Below are 17,880 nucleotides of genomic sequence, written 5' to 3'. Positions count from 1 at the left end.
GGCTGGATCAATCCGCGGTCGCGCTGGGCAGCACGTGCCGGGTGCCGATCGGGACGATCATCGGTCTGCCGGACACCGGGTCCTCGAGCACCGAGGCGTCCAACCCGAAGACCTCTTTCAGCAGTGCGGCGGTGACGATGTCGCCGGGGGCGCCCTGCGCGACGATCCGTCCGGCGTGCATGACGACGAGCTGATCGCTGTACCGGATGGCCAGGTTCAGGTCGTGCAGCACCATCACCACGGTGCGGCCGAGATCGTCGTGCAGCCGGTCGACCAGATCGAGGACCTCGAGCGAATGCGCGAGATCGAGGTAGGTCGTCGGCTCGTCGAGCAACAGGATGTCGGTGCCCTGCGCCAGCGCCATGGAGATCCAGGCGCGCTGGCGCTGGCCGCCGGAGAGCTCGTCGAGCGCGCGGTCGGCCAGGTCGGCGATGCCGGTCTGCTCGAGCGCGGTCATCACCTCCGTCTCGTCGGCCGCCGACCACTGCCGGATCCAGGACTGGTGCGGATGACGCCCGCGCGCGACCAGGTCGGCGACCGTCAATCCCTCCGGCGCGACCGGCGTCTGCGGCAGCATGCCGACCACCCGCGCGACGTCCTTGGTCTTCATCGAGGAAATGGCCTTGCCGTCCAACAGGATCCGGCCCTCGCGCGGCCGCAGCAACCGGCCGAGCGAGCGCAGCAGGGTGGACTTGCCGCAGCCGTTGGGCCCGATGACGGTGGTGATCACGCCGGGGGTGATGTCGAGGGTGAGTCCGTCGACGATGACGCGGTCGCCGTAGCCGAGGCTGATGTCCGCTGCGGCCAGCTGGTGCGCGGTGGCGGTGGTGGTGACGGTCATGACAGGGTCGCCTTCCGGTTCAGACGCACGAGCAGGTACAGCAGGAACGGTCCGCCGAACCCGGCGGTCACGATGCCGACGGGCAGGTCGATCGGGAACAGCGTGCGCGCGGCCGCGTCCGCTCCGACCACCAGGATCGCACCGATCAGCGCCGAACCGATCAACGGTTCGCCCGGCGTGCGCAGCAGCCGCCGCGCGATCTGCGGCCCGGCCAGCGCGACGAACGCGATCGGACCGGCGGCCGCGGTCGCGACCGAGGCGGCCACCACCGACGAGCCGATCAGGATGGCCTGCTGGGTCTGGATTCGCACGCCGAGCGCACGGGTGGTCTCGGTGCCGAGCCGCAGCGCCGCCAGTGTGCGCGCCGAACCCACGGCGACGAGCGCGACGAAAGCCAGCGCCAGTGTCGCGGGCACCAGCTGGTTCGTGGTGGAACCGTTGAGCGATCCGGTCAGCCACAGCTGTGCGCGGGAGGCGTCCTGCCAGGTCCCTAGGGTGAGCACCCAGCTGATGCCCGCCATGAGCAGCGCGTTGACGCCGATGCCGATGAGCACCAGCCGCAGACCGGTCGCGCCGAATTCGCCGGTGGCCGTGCGTCCGAGCGCGAGCGCGTAGATCACGGCGGCGGTGAGCAATCCGCCGAGCAGCGCGGCCAGCGGCGCGCCGAGGGTGGCCGCGAAACCTGTCGTGGCGCCGCCGGTGGCGACGAGCACCGACACCGCGCCGAGGCTGGCGCCGGTGGTGATGCCGAGCATGTCCGGGCTGGCCAGCGGGTTGTGCAGGATCGATTGCGTGATCGCGCCCGCCAGGCCGAGCGCCGCGCCCACGACCAGGGCGGTGAGTGCCCGCGGCAGCCGCGAGTCCAGCACGATGTAGCGCTGCGATCGGCTGCCGCCGCCGGAGAGCACGTCGAGCACCCGCCCGATCGGAATGTGCGTGTCGCCCACGGCGATGTCCACGCAGAACAGCGCGAAGGCGAGCGCGGCGAGCGCTAGCACGGTCGCGACCATCACCGGTCGCAGCACCAGCGAGACCGGACCGATCCGCAAGGCGGGCCGCACCTTCCGCAGGCCTGCCGAATCGGGCTGCGCGTCCGTGGTTCTCACGTCGACGTTCACCGTGTCCTCCCGGTGGTCGCGGTGCCGGAGCGTTCGAGTCTCACAGGTTCACCAGCTTTCGGCGGCGCACGAGCGCGATGAAGAACGGCGCGCCGACGAGGGCGAGCATCACACCGGCCTGGAGCTCGCCGGGCCGCGCGACGAGCCTGCCCGCGACGTCGGCGACCAGCAGCAGCAGCGCGCCGAGCAAGCCCGAATAGGGGATGAGCCAGCGGAAGTCGGGTCCGGTGAACATCCGCGCGGCGTGCGGGACGATGAGTCCGAGAAAGGCGATCGGCCCGACGGCCGCGGTCGCGCCGCCGCACAGCAGCACTACCGCGGTGAGCCCGAGCGCGCGGCTGCGGCCGACGTGCACGCCGAGTCCGCGCGCGACCTCGTCGCCGAGGGTGAGCAGATTGAGACCGGGCGCGGCCACGACGGCGAGCACCAAACCTATTGCCAAGAACGGCAGCACCTGCCAGAACACGTGCGCGTCCCGCCCGGCGACCGCGCCGACCACCCAGAAGCGATAGGTGTCCAGCGCCGCGGGGTCCAGCAGCACAATGGCGTTCGTCATGGCCTGTAGGAACGCGGTGAGCGCGGCGCCCGCGAGCACCAGGCTGAGCGGGCTGGCCTTGCCGCCGCCGATGGACGAGAAACCGAAGACGGCGAGTCCGGTCAGCAATGCTCCGGCGAACGCGAACCAGATGTACTGCTCCGGCATGGTGAAGCCGAATACGTACATGCTCAGCGCGGCGAGAAACGCGGCGCCGGAATTCAATCCGAGCAGGCTCGCGTCCGCCAGCGGGTTTCGGGTGTAGCCCTGGACAAGCGCGCCGGTGACGCCGAGCGCGATGCCGGCGAGCACCGCGAGCGCCGTGCGCGGCAACCGCAGCGACCGCACGATCTGGTCCTCGGCGGTCTGCGCCGGGCAGCTGAAGGGGCCGCCCGGGCAGGTCAACGCGTCGCGCACGGTGTCGAAGACGGTGCCGGGCGCGAGCGAGCGGGAACCGAGCGCGATGCTGGCCACCGCGGCCAGGAACAACAGCGCGAACAGGAGGACAAGGCCGGTCAGGCGACGCCGCCTCACGGTGCCAAGGGGTGTCACGGCGACGTAGTGCTCCTGACTCGTTGTGGTGCTGAACCGATGTTGTGCCCCGGGGTTGCCAGGTTGGGTAAGCCTAACCTATCTTCCGAACTCGACTCTATGAGGAGCCGATCCCGAGGAGGTTCGATGCTCGAGCCAATGACAACCCGTCAGGTCCGCGACGCCGAGGTGGCGTTCGGTCGTGCCTGCACCCGGCTGCGGGCCTTGCAACCGGAGCATCCGCGAGTGTATGCCGTTGCCGCCATGGGTGATCAGGGCAAACGCCGGTGGTGGAAGCTTTCCGAAGGCCTCCGCGAAGGTCGCATCGAGCTGATGTACCGCCGTCACGCCGCCGAGATGATCAGCGCCGACACCGCCGCCGAAGTGGTCGCGACCGCGCTGATCCACGCGGTGATCGGGCGGGTTGCCGCGCTGCTCGTCGCCGAGGGCAAAGCATGGGATCCCGGCCTGGAGAACCTCTGGGTGCACCACGACAACGACGGCGGCATCGACTGGGCGGGTGTGGAGGACATCACCATTCGCGCGATCGACGGCGAACGATCCAGCGGGGAGCCCGGTGTGGTGACGCTGCCCTGCGAGCGCGCCATGTTCGTCTGGCTGGCGCATCGCTGCGAACCGTCGCTGACCCTGATCCAGCACGGCCTCGCCCGTTGTGCCGGTCTGAGCGCGCGGCGGTTCTGGTCGCTGGTCGGCGAATCCCTCGTCGGCGCCGCGACTTACGTGCCGGATCTGGCCCGCACGAACGCCGAGGACGGTGCCCGGCGCGGACAAGGACTGCTGCTCGCGCTGGAGGAGCGCGGACTGCCGGTCCGCCGCGCCGCCTGCCTGGCTCGCTGAGTTCACCCGCGTTCGCCGCGGAGGCGTTTCGCCGTCATCTGGGTTGGGTATTCTGCGCGCCGGTGAACCGCGGCCGATGCTGACGCGGCGCGTCGGTGTCTCGGGAGGCTCTGATTGTCAGCGCGAGGAGTGGCGATGAGTACGCAGCTGATGATCGTCGAGGACGACGACCGGGTACGGACCGCGTTGCGGCTGGCGATGGAGGACGAGGGCTACGACGTCGCCGAGGCCGAAGCGGCCGAGACAGCGCTGGATCATCTGCGCGACAACGGCGCACCGGACGTGATGATCATCGATCTGATGCTCGGCGGCATGGACGGGTTCACCTGCATCCGGGAGATCCGGCGCGAGCACCAGGTGCCGATCATCGTGGTCAGCGCCCGCGACGACACCCACGACGTCGTGGCCGCCCTGGAGGCGGGTGCGGACGATTTCGTCACCAAGCCGTTCGAGGTCAAGGAGATCACCGCCCGCATGCGTGCGCTGCGCAGGCGCGCGGGTCTGACCGCCGAACGCGACGCGCCCCAGGACATCGTGCTGGACGGCGCTCGCCGCCTTGTGCTTTCGCCGCAGCGCGGCACGGTTCGCTGCGGCGGGGACGACCTGCACCTCACGCTCACCGAATTCCGGCTGCTGTGTGAACTGGCCGAGAACCCCGGCTTCGTGTTGAGTCGTCCCGTGCTGCTGGACCGGGTCTGGGACCGCGGCTTCTTCGGTGACGAACGGATCGTCGACGTGCACCTGCGGCGGCTGCGCACCAAGATCGAGCGCGACCCGTCCGATCCTCGCCTCATCGTCACCGTGCGCGGCCTCGGCTATCGCCTCGATGTCCAGGACTGATCGCCGCTGCGCGCTGGTTCCGCTGCGGAGTCTGCGCGGGCGTGTGGTCTTCGCCTTCGCGTCCAGCGCGAGCCTGGTGGCGTTGGTTCTCGTCGCGTCCGTCTTCATGATCGGCCGCGATTACATGGAATCCCAGCGCGTCCGGGTGGTGGAGCGGGGTGCGGAGGCGCACGCCGAAATGCTGCGCGCCCTGCTCGACGACCCCGGCGCGAGCGGCGCCACCGCGCTGAGCGCGTTGAACCCGCCGCCCGACACCGTGCTGCTGCTGCGGTGGAACTCCGAATGGTTCAGCAGCGACCCGGATTTCGATTCCGATCCCGCGGTCGTGCTGCCGCAGGGCCACGGCCGGCGCGGGCCGGGACCTACCGAACGCGTCACCCTCGACGGGCAGTCATTCCTGCGGACCGGGGTCGTACTGGGCGAAAAGGGCGGTGTGCTCTACGAATTCGCGCCGTTGACCGAACTGGAGGCCACCCTGCGCATGCTGCGCAACGTGCTGATCGTCTGCGGACTCGCCGCGGTCGCGATCGGCGCGGCGCTCGGCGTGTGGGCAAGCCACCACGCGCTGAAGCCGCTGCGCCAAGTCGCCAGGACCGCCGCCCGAATCGCCGCGGGGGAGCACGAGATCCGGCTGCCGATCTCCCGCGACCGGGACCTCTCGACCACGGTGGACGCGTTCAACGCGATGGTCGACGCGCTGCAGCGGCGCATCGAGCGCGAGCGCAGGCTGGTCTCCGACATCGGCCACGAGCTGCGCACCCCGCTGACCACGCTGACCACCGGCGTCGCCGTGATGAACAGGCACACCGAGGAACTGCCCGAGCGGCCGCGCCAGGCACTCGGCCTGGTGAACGCCGAACTCGACCACCTGCGCCGCCTGCTGGAGGATCTGCTCGCGCTGGCCAGGGCGGAGGCGGGCATCCACCGCTCGGATCTGGAGCCGCTCTCGCTCGGCGAGCTGCTGGCCAACACCCTCGCGGCGCGCAACTACGACACCGCGCTGCTGCACGTCGAGGCGGACGTCGTCGTCGAGGGCCGCAAGATCGAGCTGGAGCGCGCGGTGGCGAACCTGCTGGAGAACGCCGACCGGCACGGGGACGGCGTCGTGGGGGTGCGGGTCGGCAGGGAAGGGCAGCACGCCGTGCTGGCCGTCGACGACGCCGGTCCCGGCGTCCCGGAGCCCGACCGCGAGCGCATCTTCGAGCGTTTCGCGACGGTCCGCACGAGCAGGAGGTCCACGGCGGGCACCGGCATCGGACTCGCCCTCGTCGCGGAGACGGTGGCCGCGCACCGCGGCGCCATCGCATGCGTCGAACGGCCCGGGGGCGGTGCGCGTTTCGTGGTGGTCCTGCCCGCGGTCGCGGGTTCGTCATGAGATCGCAAACTGATCGATCGAATCGTCGCAATGAAGCTCGGTCACCATGATCACCGTGAGGCAGCCCCGGTCGTGGAGTCGTGCGCGGTTCCCGCGATCGCAGTGTTGCGCACCCAAGAGGACACCGGAATCCCCGGCCGGACACCGTAGTTCGTCACGGAGGAGGACGCAGTGCCTCGGCGGATCGACCGCCCGATGAGCCGAGCGCGCGACCGACGAACCCAGCGGTGTGCCACCGGAGGTTCCGGTGCCCCAACGGGCGTGCGCGCCCGTCGAGCGGGGTCATGACGGCCGACGAGTCCGCGGACGAGGTCCGCGTGCGGCTGCGTTTCCCCGAGGGGGGAGCCGTCCTCGAATATCGCGCCTCCGCGGCCGTCGCGCACAGGTTGTCCGTCGAACTGGGCCGCTACGGGGTGAGCGTCACCGTCGACGACCAGGTGCACGCGGAGCTGGCCTCGCTGCCGAACACCGAACTCTGGTCCCGCTGAGCGCCTTTCGGCTACGAGCCGAGTCCGTTTCGGAACGCCTGGCAGCGCGGGTGTTTCGATGGAAAACGACCGGGGCCCGGCGTGTCGACGCCGGGCCCCGATGACTCTGGTGGCGAGATCAGCCGATGCTGAAGGGCTTGCCCCACAGCGTGATCACCGACATCACGTTGGTGGTCTCGACCTTCACCTTGACGAACGAGCGCGCCTGCGCGTACCCACCGCAGCCGGACAGGCCGATGGTGGTGTCGGCCCAGGTGACGCTGCCGCTGGTGCCCTTGAACTTGTTGCGCTTCTCGTGCGACTCGTTGCCGAAGTCGTCGGCCTCCTCGATGTCGAGGACGTAGAACGACTTGGCCTGGCCGGGGCCGAGCGACAGCTCGCCGCCGCTCTCGGCGCCGACGTTCGGCTCCACCTGGTCTCCGCTCCAGTCCAGCTCGCCGCTGACGCCGCCCTCGACGCCGCCGCCGTCGATGTTGACCTGGCAGCCGACGACGTAACCCGGGTAGATCTTGCCGCCCTTGGCGTTCGGACCGGACAGCTCGACCTGCGCGCTGGCCGACACCCAGGCGTTGCGGTGCACCGGGGTCGAACCGAGCGACGGGCTGATGGTGGCGGACTCGCCGACCAGGCGCACCGTGACGACGGTGCCGTCGGACAGGGTCTTGGTGATCTCGCCGCCGGGCAGCGGGACGAAGGTGTCGGCGTGCGCGGCGCCGGTGGAGAACAGGCCCACCGCGACGGTGGCCGCGGCGCCGAGCCCCGCCGCCCGTGCGATGCTCTTGCGATCGATCATGGTTGTATTGCCCCTCGAGGGTTGAAGTCGCTTCAGCGCGAGTGTGTTTCGTGGACCACTGCCGACGTCAGCCGATGCTGAACGGCGCGCCGTAGAGGGTGGTCTTGGAGTAGTGGTCGCCGATGATCTCGACGACGGTGTAGGCGCGCGCCTGGGCGTAGCCCGCGCAGCCCTGGATCTCGATCTCCACGTCCTGGTACTCGACCGAGTACACACCCGGCTTCAGGATGTCCTTGTAGTCGATCTGGACGAACTTCACCTGGCCGGGGCCGAGCTCGAGGCCGATCGAGCCGCCGATGCTGCCGCCGCTGAGGTCGATGCCGCCGGAGAGGCCCGCGCTGATCGCGTCGTCGCCGATGCTCACCTGGCAGCCGACGATGTAGCCGGTGTTCAGCTGGGAGGCGCCGTGCGTCGAGGAGTTGTTGGTGCCCGCTCCGTTGGCGGGGCCGTTGTTGGGGCCGACCTCGCCCTCCGGGGTGACCGTGACGTCGGCGACGACGGTACCCGAGACCCAGGCGACCCGGCCCGCGCCGTTGGCGGCCAGCGAGGGCGAGATCACCGCGCGCTCACCGGTCCTGGCGATCGTGACGCCCGGTCCGACCCGCTCCCCGTTCGGCAGTGGCACAAAGGTGTCCGCGTCGGCCGCGCCGGTGGACAGCAGGCCCATGGCAACGGCCGCGGCGGCGCCGACGCCCGCGACGCGGCCGCCGCTTCGCAGACCGCTGGAGCGATTCATGCTCATACTTCCCCTCATCAGGTTGGAACGTTGCGCCTCGCGGGTGGAGACGGAAAGCCTCCGCGAGGCGCACCCGAGCTTGATCACTCGCGTTGTCCACCCGATGAACCGCCGTCGCCCGCGGCGATGAACGCTCCGGGACGGTCGTGTGTCCAGTTCTTTGCGATCGTGTGTCGACGGCCGACACGAACTCGACATGTACTGTCGCGGTGCGATGTTCGCGCGCGCGAGGAAGCTGGAAACAAGGCGTCGAAAGTAAGAGCGGCGGGCCCCACGTGGTGACGTGGAGCCCGCCGCGGCAGTGGATCGGGGTCACCGCAGCCCTCGGGACTCTCTCGATCCTGACGCCGAGATGAGTATAGGTCAGGCTTACCTAACTTGGCAACAAGTCGTTTCTCGGCGCCTGTCGTGTGACATTTTTCGCCGCCCGCGCCCCTGGCGTGTCGCGCCGGAGCGGTCCTACTCTGTCGGCCGACACGAACCGCGAGATCCCCTGACTCAAAGGGATTTTCGCCGCAAACCGTACAGACCGGCGCGTCGACCACCGCCGAGTACCGGCCCGTTCGGGGCACGTGTCGGGACCCCGTGTGCCGATGCCGAGGAGCTGTATCCGCTTTGTCCGTTCGATCGTTTCGTTCGCGTCCGCTTGCCGCCCTGCTGGCCGTGACCGCAGTGTCCGCCGCGATCTCGTGCGGCGCGGAACGGTCGACCTCGAGCGACCACGTCGAGAGTCCGCCCGCGCACATGCCCGCGCACTGGGACTACGACGCCGAGGGGCCCGACCACTGGGCCGACCTGGACCGCGACTTCCTGACCTGCCGCAGCGGCCACGAACAGTCGCCGATCGACCTGTCCGGATCCGCCCGGCTCGACCCCGCCGACCACATCGACGTCGACTACCGGCCGATCCCAGGGGTCCGGTTGGTCAACAATGGCCACACCGTTCAGGCCGAGGTGCCCGCGGGCAGCCGCAACCGCATCCTCGTCGCGGGCGAACCCTACGAGCTGCTCCAGTTCCACTTCCATCTGCCCAGCGAGCACACCGTCGACGGGCACGGCGCCGCGATGGAGTTGCACCTCGTGCACAAGAACGCCGACGGGCGAGTCGCAGTGCTCGGGGTGCTGATGGAGGCAGGCCAGGGCCCCTCGGTGTTCGGACCGGTGCTGGCCGCCGCGCCGAGAACCGCGGAAGCGGCGGTCGCCTTCGACGGACCGCTGGATCCGTCGGCGTTCCTGCCCGCGGTGCGCGATCAGTTCCGCTACCGCGGTTCGCTCACGACGCCGCCGTGCAGCGAGGGCGTGTCCTGGACGGTGTTGAGCGAACCGGTCGCGGTCGCGCCGGAGGAGATCGAGCTGTACCACTCGCTGTTCGCGCACAGCAACCGGCCGACCCAGCCGCTCAACGGCCGGACCATCACACTGGCCGGGAACTGAACCCGCCGCGTTCGACGGTTTCGTGTGGTGTAAAGCTGGGTTCATGACGCAACAGGAGTTCGGGGCCGTTCGCTCGCTGGCCGATGTCACGCCGGAGCTGATGAACAAGGTCAGCGAGGGCACCTTCGCGGACCTGATCGGTCTGCGCTACACCGAGCTGCGGCCGGACCTGGTGCGCGGCGAGTGGGTCGTCAAGCCGCACCTCTACCAACCCGCGGGCATCCAGAACGGCGGCGTGTACTGCACCGTCATCGAGACGCTCGCCAGCATCGGCGGCGGCGTCTGGTACGGCGAGCGCGGCACCGTCGTCGGCGTCAACAACAACACCGACTTCCTGCGCGCCGTGCGCGAGGGCACCCTCTACGGCGAGGCGACCCCGCTGCACCAGGGCCGCACCCAGCAGTTGTGGCAGGTCGTGATCACCGACGAGGACCAGCGCGTGGTGGCCCGCGGTCAGGTCCGGCTGCAGAACCTGCCCAAGCGCGACTGACCCGAGCGCCGACTGCGCGCCGTCGACCGGCGCGACGGGAACGGGCGTGCCAGAATGACCGTCACCCGTCCGTCGACCGGTGAGGAGTCCGGATGCGACTGTCGCCGCACGAGCAGGAGCGCCTGCTGCTGAGCTACGCCGCCGAGCTGGCCCGGCGCAGACAGGCCCGCGGACTGAAGCTCAACCATCCGGAGGCAGTCGCCCTCATCACCGATCACGTGCTCGAGGGCGCGCGCGACGGGCGCACCGTCGCCGAGCTGATGTCGTCCGGGCGCACCGTGCTCGCGCGCGGCGACGTGATGGCGGGCGTGCCCGAGATGATCCACGACGTCCAGGTGGAGGCGACCTTCCCGGACGGCACCAAACTCGTCACGGTCCACCATCCGATCGCCTAGGGCGTACACATGATTCCTGGCGAATACTTCTGCGCCGAGGGCGTGATCGAGCTGAACGCGGGTCGCGATCGCGTCGAGCTGGACGTGGTGAACACCGGCGACCGTCCCGTGCAGGTCGGCAGCCACGTGCACTTCCCGCAGGCCAACCCCGCGCTCGACTTCGATCGCGCCGCCGCGCACGGACGTCGGCTCGATATACCGGCGGGTACCGCGGTGCGATTCGAACCCGGCCTCGGCCAACGGGTTTCGCTGGTGCCGCTGGCCGGGACCCGCGAGGTGCACGGCATCGGCCTGTCGCCGCCCGGACCGCTGGACGCGCCACGGACCGCGGAAGGGCAGCGATGACCGAACTGAGCAGGGCCCGCTACGCCGAACTGTTCGGGCCGACCGTGGGCGACCGAATCCGGTTGGCCGACACCGATCTGCTGATCGAGATCACCGAGGACCGCTGCGGCGGACCGGGTCTCGCGGGCGACGAGGCGGTCTTCGGCGGTGGCAAAGTGCTGCGCGAATCCATGGGCCAGTCCCGCGCCACCCGCGCCGAGGGCGCGCCGGACACCGTGATCACCGGGGCGGTGATCATCGACCACTGGGGAATCGTCAAGGCCGACATCGGTATTCGCGACGGCCGCGTCTGCGGCATCGGCAAGGCGGGCAACCCCGAGACCATGTCGGGCGTGCACCCGGCCCTCGTGGTCGGCCCGTCCACCGAGATCATCGCGGGCAACGGCCGCATCGTCACCGCGGGCGCCATCGACTGCCACGTGCACTTCATCTGCCCGCAGCTGATGGAGGAGGCGCTCGGCGGCGGGATCACCACCCTCGTCGGCGGCGGCACGGGCCCCGCGGAAGGTTCCAAGGCGACCACCGTGACACCGGGTGCCTGGCACCTGGCCAGGATGCTGGAGGCCACCGATCACTGGCCGCTGAACATCGTGCTGCTCGGCAAGGGCAACACCGTCAGCGAAGAGGCCATGTGGGAGCAATTGCGCGCCGGTGCATCGGGTTTCAAGCTGCACGAGGACTGGGGCTCGACTCCGGCGGCGATCGATGCCTGCCTGCGGGTCGCGGACGCCTCCGGCGTGCAGGTCGCGCTGCACTCGGACACGTTGAACGAGGCCGGTTTCGTCGAGGACACCCTCGCCGCTATCGCCGGACGCGGCATCCACGCCTATCACACCGAGGGGGCGGGCGGCGGGCACGCGCCCGACATCATCACCGTCGCCTCGCATCCCAACGTGCTGCCGAGTTCGACGAACCCCACCCGGCCGCACACGGTCAACACCCTCGACGAGCACCTGGACATGCTCATGGTCTGCCACCACCTGAGCCCGTCCATTCCGGAGGATCTCGCCTTCGCGGAGAGCCGGATTCGCCCGTCCACCATCGCCGCCGAGGACCTGCTGCACGATCTGGGCGCCATCTCCATGATCGGCAGCGATTCTCAGGCGATGGGCCGGATCGGCGAGGTGGTGCTGCGTACCTGGCAGACCGCGCACGTCATGAAGCGCCGCCGCGGCCCGCTGCCCGGTGACGGCGCCGCCGACAACGCCAGGGTGCGCCGCTACATCGCCAAATACACCATCTGCCCCGCCATCGCGCACGGCCTGGACCACGAGATCGGCTCGGTGGAGGTCGGCAAACTCGCCGACCTCGTGCTGTGGGATCCGGCGTTCTTCGGCGTTCGCCCGCACGCCGTGCTCAAGGGCGGCGCGATCGCGTGGGCGGCCATGGGCGACGCCAACGCCTCCATTCCCACCCCGCAACCGGTGCTGCCGCGCCCGATGTTCGGCGCGGCGGCGCCGGTCGCGGCGGCCACCTCGCTGCACTTCGTGTCCGAGCAGGCCGTCGAAGCCGGACTGGCGGACCGCCTCGCCGTGCGCCGAAAGCTGGTGCCGGTCAAGAACGTTCGCCGTCTGACGAAGTCCGACATGCCGCTCAACGACGCGTTGCCGCGCATCGAGGTGGAGCCCGACACCTTCACCGTCCGGGTCGACGGCGAGGTGTGGGCCGAGCAGCCCGCGACGGAACTGCCCATGGCCCAACGGTATTTCCTCTTCTGAGCAACGCCCGGCGACGGTCTCAGGCGCCGAACGACATGATCGCGAACGCGGCGCCCGCCGGATCGGCGAGCGCGGCGACGCGCGAGGGCCCCGGCATGTCCTGCGGTTCGGCGAGCAGCTTGCCGCCCAGTTCCGCGGCGCGGGCGACCACGGCGTCCACATCGGCGACGCGGATGGTCGTCGACCAGGAGGGCGCGGGCTCACCCGGCTGGGCGTGGTGGGCGCCGCCGAACTCGTGTCCACCGGAACCGGGAGAGAGTGCCTGGTAGGGGTTTTCGGCCGCGGTCTCCCAGGCGGCGTCGGTGTGCTTCCAACCGAGAACCTTCGCGTAGTGCGCCATGGCGTCGGCGGGGACGCCGGGCGCGGCGTACTCCACCCAGCACGGCCCGTTGACGGCGCCCCAGTTCTGGGTGCCGGGGTGCGTGATCAGTTGGGCGATCGCGTAGTCCGCGCCCGCCGGATCGGCGAGGACCGCGAAGGTCAGCTGCCCGAAGACGTCCATCGGTTCGCAGAAAACGGACGCGCCCGCGTCCCGCGCCGCGGCGACGGTGGCGGCGGCGTCGGCCACCGAGAAATACGGCGTCCATGCCGCCGGGAAGGTGCTGCCGTCCGGCGCGGCGGCCGGAGCGATTCCCGCCACCTGGGCGTCGCCCTGGCGCAGGATGGTGTAGTGGCCCGCCTCGGCGCCCCGATCCTCGGCGGTCCAGCCGAACAGGGTGGAGTAGAACTCGGCGGAGGCCGGAATGTCCGGAGCCGTGACATCGAACCAGCAGGGTGCTCCCGCGGCGAATGCTTGCATGGTGTTCTCCTCGACGTGTCGTTGTCGTACACCGATACCGACGGCGTTCGCCCCGAAAAATCATCGCAGCCCGTAGCCCGCCCGCCACGCGGCCTCGGTAAGGTCCTGCGAGCAAACTCCCGGGGCGGATCTCGTTCGCGCTCGGGCCGACATGGTTGTCACTGCGTGGAAGGGGACGCAAGTGTTGAGCGATCCGAATCAGGCCGCCGACGAAATGGACCGCTGGGCGGAGAATCTGCAACGCACGGCGCAGAAGTACCAAGACCTGCACGGCCGGATGGAAGCCTTGTCGGTGACGGAGAGTTCGGCGGACAACCGGATCAGCGCGACGGTCGACGCCAACGGCGTCACCACCGGCATCACGCTCGCCGCGGCGACCCGCGGCATGGATCCCGCCGCCGTCGCGGCCGAACTCATGGCATGCACCCGCCGCGCCCAGGCCCGGCTGCGCGACCAGGTCACCGATCTGGTGCACGGCGTGGTCGGCGACGACAGAGCGGGACAGGCCATCGTCGGCCAGTACACCGAGCGTTTCCCCGATCCGGCGCCCACCGCCCCGCCGACCCCGCCGGAGCCGGTCTCCACCCCGCCCACTGCCTACACCCCGCCGCAGCCACCGCAGGGCGCACGCAAGCCCGACCGCGACCAGACCGTCACGCCGGACGAGCCGGACGAGGACGACATGTACTACCGCCGCAAGTCCTGGCTGGAGTGAGCCCGCCGCGGCTTTCGGACGGAACCGAAAGTGCCCTGGCCGCGTCATAGTCGGTGGGTCGTCACCTGCCTTCGAGATCGCCGACGATATCGCCAAGGGCATCACCCTCGCGAAGTTCGACCCCTTCGACTATGTGGGATCGATGCTGATGGGCTGGATGCTCGAGCACGTCGAACCGATGCGGAAAGCGTTGGATTCGCTTGCGGGCAGCAAGGATATGGTCGCCGCGTACTCCGCTTCCTGGCAGGCGACGTCGACAAAGCTCGCCGAGGTCGCGGACACCTGGAAGAAGGAGATCGCCGAAGGCGCCGCGGGCTGGGTCGGCGCGACGGCGGACGCCTACCGCACCAAGGCGGACGCGGTGATCGCCGAGATCGTCGGGCAAGCCGCGCTCGCCTACCTGTTGAACAAGGTGAACGAGAAGATGTCGAAGATCGTGGAAGGCGTCCGCGGCATCATCACCGAGGTGCTCGGCTCGCTGGCCGGAATGTTGCTGGAGATCGCCGCCATCCTCATCGCGAGCGCCGGAACGGCGTCCCCGGCGCTCGTCGCCCGTGCCGTCTTCGGGATCTCCACCGCCACCATGACCGTCTCCCGAATGCTGATGAAGATGGCGAGCTCCTTGATCGGCTTGGGGGCGCTGGTGCGCAATCTGACGCAGGTCGTCGCGGCGGTCGTGGGCATCGAGAACGAGCTGGCCGAGGCCGGGGTGTAGCCGGAAACCGTTCTCAGCCAGCGAATCCCGATGCGCGCACCGCTGCCACGATGACGTCGGCGACGCCGCGCATGCCCGTGAGCGTCGGGTGGTACGGCACCAGGGTCTCGGTGGCCACCAGCGGATCGAACCAGCGGACGCCCTCCGGCGCGCACATGTCGTGATCCTCGGCCGGGGTGCGGGTGTCGATATAGGTTGCCCCGTATTCCGCTGCCGCGCTGGCGACTACGGAGTTCAGGCGGTCGAAGGCACGCTGCACGGTGGCCGCGTCCTGGGGCCGCAGGCCGACCAGTTCGGGGCAGCCGCCGTCGCGGACGTAGAGCGGCCAACCGTCCACGAACACCTTCGCGTTCGGGGCGAGCGCCGTAATACGTTGCAGTGCGGCGGAGTACGCGCCCGAGATGGCGTCGATCGCGGAATCCCACGCCGGGTCGGCGCACGTGCCGCCGCGCAGCCCGGCCAGGTGACAGGCGACCACGAACCTGGTCATCTCGGTGTCGTTCGCGCCGATGTGCACGGTGACCAGCCGGGTGTTCGGGCCGAGTCCGTCGAATTGCGGTGCGATGCCGGGTCCTTGGCTGGTGGTCAGGTGCGGGATCCGGGCCGAGCTGCACGTGCGGTCGTCGAGCCGCAGACCGAGATCGGCGGCGACCAGCTTGGGGGTGTTCGCGGTGGAGCGCGCGCACTGCGGTGGGGCACTCGTGTCGAACCGTTGCACGCCCGTGGTCGCCGCGCCGGAATCGCCGAGCGCCACATATTCGGCGCCGCCGTCGGCGGGGGCGGCCGATGCCGGGGCGTGCATGGTCGCCGCGAACAGGGTGAGCAGGCCCGCGGCGGCGATGGCGCGGCGGTTCCGGACGGTCGTCATGGCGGTGTGGCACTCCGGGTGGTCGTAGGTTGAAAGTGAGACGCGCTGGTCTCTGTTTGTGGCCGAGACTACTGCGGCGCGGACCAGGCGAGACCGGTTTTCGGCAACTTCCGGTGGCAGACTGCAGGGATGACGACTTCTGGCTGGGCCGACGTGGACACCTACCTCGTGGACAATCTGGTGCGAGATCCGGAGACCGAAGCGGCGTTGGCGGCGAACGCCGAGGCCGGGTTGCCCGCCATCGATGTGTCGGCGGCGCAAGGGAAGTTCCTCTCGCTGCTCGCCCGCTCGACCGGGGCGCGCCGGGTGCTCGAGATCGGCACGCTGGGCGGATTCAGCACGATCTGGCTGGCGCGCGCGGTGGGGAAGGCGGGCCGCGTGATCACGCTCGAATTCGACCCGCGACACGCGGAGGTGGCGCGCGCGAACGTCGACAAGGCGGGCGTCGGCGATCGGGTGGACATTCGGGTGGGCGCGGCGCTGGAAAGCCTGCCGGTGCTCGAGGCCGAGGCGCCCGAGCCGTTCGATCTGGTGTTCATCGACGCCGACAAGGTGAACAACTCGAACTACGTGCGCTGGGCACTGCGGTTGACCCGGCCCGGTTCGACGATCATCGTCGACAACGTGGTGCGCGGGGGAGCGGTGGCGGACGGCGCGTCGGAGGATCCGGCGGTGCGGGCGAGCCGCGAGCTGGTCGAAATGCTCGCTGCCGAACCGCGTTTGGACGCGACGGTGCTGCAAACGGTCGGCGCGAAGGGTTGGGACGGTTTCGCCTACGCGGTCGTGAACGACTAGACAGGGCCTAGGTCTGTTCGCCGCTTTCGAGATCGAGCACGGCGATCAGCAGGCGGCGCAGACGGTCCAGGTCGTCTTCGCCGAGTGCCTGGCCCCATCGCTGTTCGACCTGTTCGCCTGCGGCTCGCGTCACCCGCAGCGCGTACCGGCCGCGGTCGGTGAGGCACAGCAGTTTGGCGCGGGCGTCGGCGGGGTCGCTCACGCGCGACACATACCCGGCGCGCTCGAGCGTCACCGCGACTTGCGCGACCGCCTGGGGGGACACCCCGATGTCGGTGGCCAAATCCACCGCACGCCGACCGCCACCGAGAAGCCTGGCCAATACCAGCACGTGCGCAGGACGCAAGCCGTCCAGACCCTCGTCGGCGAACACCCCCCGCAAGGTACGGGTGTTCGCCTCGGCCAGGGCTTGGACCAGACCGGGAACGGTGCGGTGCGAGCGGATGGTCATGACCAGCACTCTCGCAGGCCACTCTCCCTCTCGACAAATAGACAAGACCCTTGTCTATAATCGCGTATGTCTCCGACTCGACCGCTGCTGGCCGTCCTCACCGCCGCAGCACTCCTGCTCACCGCCGCAGGTTGCACCGCCCGCCCCGGCGACGCGGCCGCCCAGCCCACCGGATCGACCGAGCACTCGCTGGACAGCGGGGGAATCTCGCGCGACTACCGCGTCTACCGGCCCGCCGGTGCGCGCGCCGGCGCTGCGCTGGTGGTCGTCCTGCACGGCGGATACGGTTCCGGCGCGCAGGCCGAACGCGCCTACGGCTGGAACGAACAAGCGGACTCCGACGGTTTCGTGGTCGCCTACCCCGACGGCCTGGCACGCGCATGGAACACCGAAGGTGGCGACTGCTGCGGGCCCGCCGAGCGCCGATCCGTCGACGACGTCGCGTTCGTCTCCGCGATGGTCGCCGCTATCATCAACGACCACGGAATCGATCCCTCCCGGGTGTATCTCACCGGCATGAGCAACGGCGGAATCATGGCCTACACCCTCGCCTGCCGCACCGCGCTCTTCGCCGCCGTCGCCCCGGTGGCCGCGACACAGCTCGCCGAGTGTCCCACTCCCGCACCGATTTCGGTACTGCACATCCACGGCACCGCCGACGAGGCCGTGCGCTACGACGGCGGCCCCGGCGACAACACCAGCACCGTCATCGACGGACCACCCGTGCCCGACCTGCACACCGAATGGCGCCGCCACAACGGATGCCCCGATCCGGAGACGACCACCGCGGGCCCGGTCACCACCTCCCGCGCCGCCTGCCCCACCGGCCGGGTAGTCACCTTGATCACCATCGACGGCGCCGGCCACCAGTGGCCGGGAGCCGACCCCACCCCGATGCGCGAACGCCTCCTGGGCACCGACCCGCCCACCCCGGCCCTGAACGCGACCGCCACCATCGCGCAGTTCTTCACCCGCCACCATCGATGACGGTCGGCGCCAACGCTTCTGAGACGTCCGGGCCGTACGATCGAGCGGTGTCG

21 protein-coding genes are annotated in these 17,880 nt (G+C 70.0%); 13 read left to right on the top strand and 8 right to left on the bottom strand.

Annotated features, from left to right (window positions below):
• Positions 1-7 precede the first annotated feature (7 nt).
• From T333_RS28265 to T333_RS28255, 3 genes are read right to left on the bottom strand one after another with little or no spacing between them, the layout of a single operon-like run.
• Complete coding sequence (locus T333_RS28265; protein ID WP_355003670.1) at positions 8-841, bottom strand: ABC transporter ATP-binding protein; 834 nt, start codon at positions 839-841, stop codon at positions 8-10.
• The gene (locus tag T333_RS28260) at positions 838-1,959 is read right to left on the bottom strand and encodes a FecCD family ABC transporter permease (protein WP_496426391.1); all 1,122 of its coding nucleotides are present in this window, start codon (positions 1,957-1,959) and stop codon (positions 838-840) included. The genes T333_RS28265 and T333_RS28260 overlap by 4 nt, the downstream gene beginning before the upstream one ends.
• 40 nt (positions 1,960-1,999) lie before the next feature.
• Positions 2,000-3,046 carry a FecCD family ABC transporter permease gene (locus tag T333_RS28255; protein ID WP_496426390.1) on the bottom strand — a complete coding sequence of 349 codons (1,047 nt, stop codon included), beginning with the start codon at positions 3,044-3,046 and terminating at the stop codon, positions 2,000-2,002.
• Positions 3,047-3,172: 126 nt separating this feature from the next.
• Here T333_RS28255 and T333_RS28250 point away from each other — a divergent pair, with 126 nt between their 5' ends.
• The 4 genes from T333_RS28250 (at position 3,173) to T333_RS28235 (ending at position 6,586) form a co-directional block, all read left to right on the top strand.
• Complete coding sequence (locus tag T333_RS28250; protein WP_496426389.1) at positions 3,173-3,883, top strand: hypothetical protein; 711 nt, start codon at positions 3,173-3,175, stop codon at positions 3,881-3,883.
• Positions 3,884-4,018: 135 nt separating this feature from the next.
• Positions 4,019-4,723 carry a response regulator transcription factor gene (locus tag T333_RS28245; protein ID WP_355003666.1) on the top strand — a complete coding sequence of 235 codons (705 nt, stop codon included), beginning with the start codon at positions 4,019-4,021 and terminating at the stop codon, positions 4,721-4,723.
• Positions 4,710-6,098: an ATP-binding protein gene (locus T333_RS28240; RefSeq protein ID WP_496426388.1), complete on the top strand. Its 1,389-nt coding sequence runs from the start codon at positions 4,710-4,712 to the stop codon at positions 6,096-6,098. The genes T333_RS28245 and T333_RS28240 overlap by 14 nt, the downstream gene beginning before the upstream one ends.
• Positions 6,099-6,382: 284 nt before the next feature.
• On the top strand, positions 6,383-6,586 hold the full coding sequence (locus T333_RS28235) for a hypothetical protein (RefSeq protein WP_355003664.1): 204 nt from the start codon (positions 6,383-6,385) through the stop codon (positions 6,584-6,586).
• 118 nt (positions 6,587-6,704) lie between these two features.
• On the opposite strand, the gene T333_RS28230 is transcribed toward T333_RS28235, so the two are convergent.
• Positions 6,705-7,379, bottom strand: a complete 675-nt coding sequence (locus T333_RS28230; RefSeq protein WP_355003663.1) for an MspA family porin — start codon at positions 7,377-7,379, stop codon at positions 6,705-6,707.
• Between the two features lie 67 nt (positions 7,380-7,446).
• Positions 7,447-8,121, bottom strand: coding sequence for an MspA family porin (locus tag T333_RS28225; protein WP_355003662.1), 675 nt, complete (start codon positions 8,119-8,121; stop codon positions 7,447-7,449).
• Between the two features lie 657 nt (positions 8,122-8,778).
• Here T333_RS28225 and T333_RS28220 point away from each other — a divergent pair.
• The 5 genes from T333_RS28220 to T333_RS28200 all read left to right on the top strand — a co-directional run bounded on the left by T333_RS28220 (position 8,779) and on the right by T333_RS28200 (position 12,497).
• Complete coding sequence (locus T333_RS28220; RefSeq protein WP_496426387.1) at positions 8,779-9,549, top strand: carbonic anhydrase; 771 nt, start codon at positions 8,779-8,781, stop codon at positions 9,547-9,549.
• A 100-nt stretch (positions 9,550-9,649) separates the two neighbouring features.
• The gene (locus T333_RS28215) at positions 9,650-10,039 is read left to right on the top strand and encodes a PaaI family thioesterase (RefSeq protein WP_496426409.1); all 390 of its coding nucleotides are present in this window, start codon (positions 9,650-9,652) and stop codon (positions 10,037-10,039) included.
• 92 nt (positions 10,040-10,131) lie between these two features.
• Complete coding sequence (locus tag T333_RS28210; RefSeq protein ID WP_355003659.1) at positions 10,132-10,434, top strand: urease subunit gamma; 303 nt, start codon at positions 10,132-10,134, stop codon at positions 10,432-10,434.
• Positions 10,435-10,443: 9 nt separating this feature from the next.
• The gene (locus T333_RS28205) at positions 10,444-10,779 is read left to right on the top strand and encodes an urease subunit beta (protein ID WP_496426386.1); all 336 of its coding nucleotides are present in this window, start codon (positions 10,444-10,446) and stop codon (positions 10,777-10,779) included.
• Positions 10,776-12,497: an urease subunit alpha gene (locus T333_RS28200; RefSeq protein WP_496426385.1), complete on the top strand. Its 1,722-nt coding sequence runs from the start codon at positions 10,776-10,778 to the stop codon at positions 12,495-12,497. The genes T333_RS28205 and T333_RS28200 overlap by 4 nt, the downstream gene beginning before the upstream one ends.
• Positions 12,498-12,516: 19 nt before the next feature.
• Here T333_RS28200 and T333_RS28195 read toward each other — a convergent pair whose 3' ends face one another.
• On the bottom strand, positions 12,517-13,296 hold the full coding sequence (locus tag T333_RS28195) for a VOC family protein (protein ID WP_496426384.1): 780 nt from the start codon (positions 13,294-13,296) through the stop codon (positions 12,517-12,519).
• Between the two features lie 181 nt (positions 13,297-13,477).
• Here T333_RS28195 and T333_RS28190 point away from each other — a divergent pair, with 181 nt between their 5' ends.
• Together T333_RS28190 and T333_RS28185 are read left to right on the top strand one after the other, a co-directional pair.
• A complete protein-coding gene (locus T333_RS28190; RefSeq protein WP_496426383.1) occupies positions 13,478-14,011 on the top strand; it encodes a YbaB/EbfC family nucleoid-associated protein in 534 nt (177 codons plus the stop codon).
• Between the two features lie 142 nt (positions 14,012-14,153).
• Positions 14,154-14,726, top strand: coding sequence for a hypothetical protein (locus T333_RS28185; RefSeq protein ID WP_496426382.1), 573 nt, complete (start codon positions 14,154-14,156; stop codon positions 14,724-14,726).
• Positions 14,727-14,739: 13 nt separating this feature from the next.
• Here the strand turns inward: T333_RS28185 and T333_RS28180 are convergent, their stop codons facing one another.
• Positions 14,740-15,594: an SGNH/GDSL hydrolase family protein gene (locus T333_RS28180; RefSeq protein ID WP_496426381.1), complete on the bottom strand. Its 855-nt coding sequence runs from the start codon at positions 15,592-15,594 to the stop codon at positions 14,740-14,742.
• A 129-nt stretch (positions 15,595-15,723) separates the two neighbouring features.
• Between T333_RS28180 and T333_RS28175 the strand changes: the two genes are divergently transcribed.
• On the top strand, positions 15,724-16,389 hold the full coding sequence (locus T333_RS28175; protein ID WP_357249198.1) for an O-methyltransferase: 666 nt from the start codon (positions 15,724-15,726) through the stop codon (positions 16,387-16,389).
• A 7-nt stretch (positions 16,390-16,396) separates the two neighbouring features.
• On the opposite strand, the gene T333_RS28170 is transcribed toward T333_RS28175, so the two are convergent.
• A complete protein-coding gene (locus T333_RS28170; protein WP_357249195.1) occupies positions 16,397-16,840 on the bottom strand; it encodes a MarR family winged helix-turn-helix transcriptional regulator in 444 nt (147 codons plus the stop codon).
• A 66-nt stretch (positions 16,841-16,906) separates the two neighbouring features.
• Here T333_RS28170 and T333_RS28165 point away from each other — a divergent pair, with 66 nt between their 5' ends.
• Complete coding sequence (locus tag T333_RS28165; RefSeq protein ID WP_496426380.1) at positions 16,907-17,827, top strand: CE1 family esterase; 921 nt, start codon at positions 16,907-16,909, stop codon at positions 17,825-17,827.
• Positions 17,828-17,880 lie beyond the last annotated feature (53 nt).

Source organism: Nocardia sp. CNS-044, from assembly GCF_059570515.1.
This window is presented reverse-complemented; position numbering and strand designations above follow the sequence as displayed.

What these genes read in the sequence shown, in the direction of transcription:
- T333_RS28175 (WP_357249198.1), top strand. Translation starts at nt 15,724, where the DNA reads ATGACGACTTCTGGCTGGGCCGACGTGGACACCTACCTCGTGGACAAT.
- T333_RS28210 (WP_355003659.1), top strand. Translation starts at nt 10,132, where the DNA reads ATGCGACTGTCGCCGCACGAGCAGGAGCGCCTGCTGCTGAGCTACGCC.
- T333_RS28235 (WP_355003664.1), top strand. Translation starts at nt 6,383, where the DNA reads ATGACGGCCGACGAGTCCGCGGACGAGGTCCGCGTGCGGCTGCGTTTC.
- T333_RS28225 (WP_355003662.1), bottom strand. Translation starts at nt 8,121, where the DNA reads ATGAGCATGAATCGCTCCAGCGGTCTGCGAAGCGGCGGCCGCGTCGCG.
- T333_RS28165 (WP_496426380.1), top strand. Translation starts at nt 16,907, where the DNA reads ATGTCTCCGACTCGACCGCTGCTGGCCGTCCTCACCGCCGCAGCACTC.
- T333_RS28185 (WP_496426382.1), top strand. Translation starts at nt 14,154, where the DNA reads ATGCTGATGGGCTGGATGCTCGAGCACGTCGAACCGATGCGGAAAGCG.
- T333_RS28170 (WP_357249195.1), bottom strand. Translation starts at nt 16,840, where the DNA reads ATGACCATCCGCTCGCACCGCACCGTTCCCGGTCTGGTCCAAGCCCTG.
- T333_RS28230 (WP_355003663.1), bottom strand. Translation starts at nt 7,379, where the DNA reads ATGATCGATCGCAAGAGCATCGCACGGGCGGCGGGGCTCGGCGCCGCG.
- T333_RS28245 (WP_355003666.1), top strand. Translation starts at nt 4,019, where the DNA reads ATGAGTACGCAGCTGATGATCGTCGAGGACGACGACCGGGTACGGACC.
- T333_RS28205 (WP_496426386.1), top strand. Translation starts at nt 10,444, where the DNA reads ATGATTCCTGGCGAATACTTCTGCGCCGAGGGCGTGATCGAGCTGAAC.
- T333_RS28200 (WP_496426385.1), top strand. Translation starts at nt 10,776, where the DNA reads ATGACCGAACTGAGCAGGGCCCGCTACGCCGAACTGTTCGGGCCGACC.
- T333_RS28180 (WP_496426381.1), bottom strand. Translation starts at nt 15,594, where the DNA reads ATGACGACCGTCCGGAACCGCCGCGCCATCGCCGCCGCGGGCCTGCTC.
- T333_RS28265 (WP_355003670.1), bottom strand. Translation starts at nt 841, where the DNA reads ATGACCGTCACCACCACCGCCACCGCGCACCAGCTGGCCGCAGCGGAC.
- T333_RS28250 (WP_496426389.1), top strand. Translation starts at nt 3,173, where the DNA reads ATGCTCGAGCCAATGACAACCCGTCAGGTCCGCGACGCCGAGGTGGCG.
- T333_RS28195 (WP_496426384.1), bottom strand. Translation starts at nt 13,296, where the DNA reads ATGCAAGCATTCGCCGCGGGAGCACCCTGCTGGTTCGATGTCACGGCT.
- T333_RS28215 (WP_496426409.1), top strand. Translation starts at nt 9,650, where the DNA reads ATGAACAAGGTCAGCGAGGGCACCTTCGCGGACCTGATCGGTCTGCGC.
- T333_RS28240 (WP_496426388.1), top strand. Translation starts at nt 4,710, where the DNA reads ATGTCCAGGACTGATCGCCGCTGCGCGCTGGTTCCGCTGCGGAGTCTG.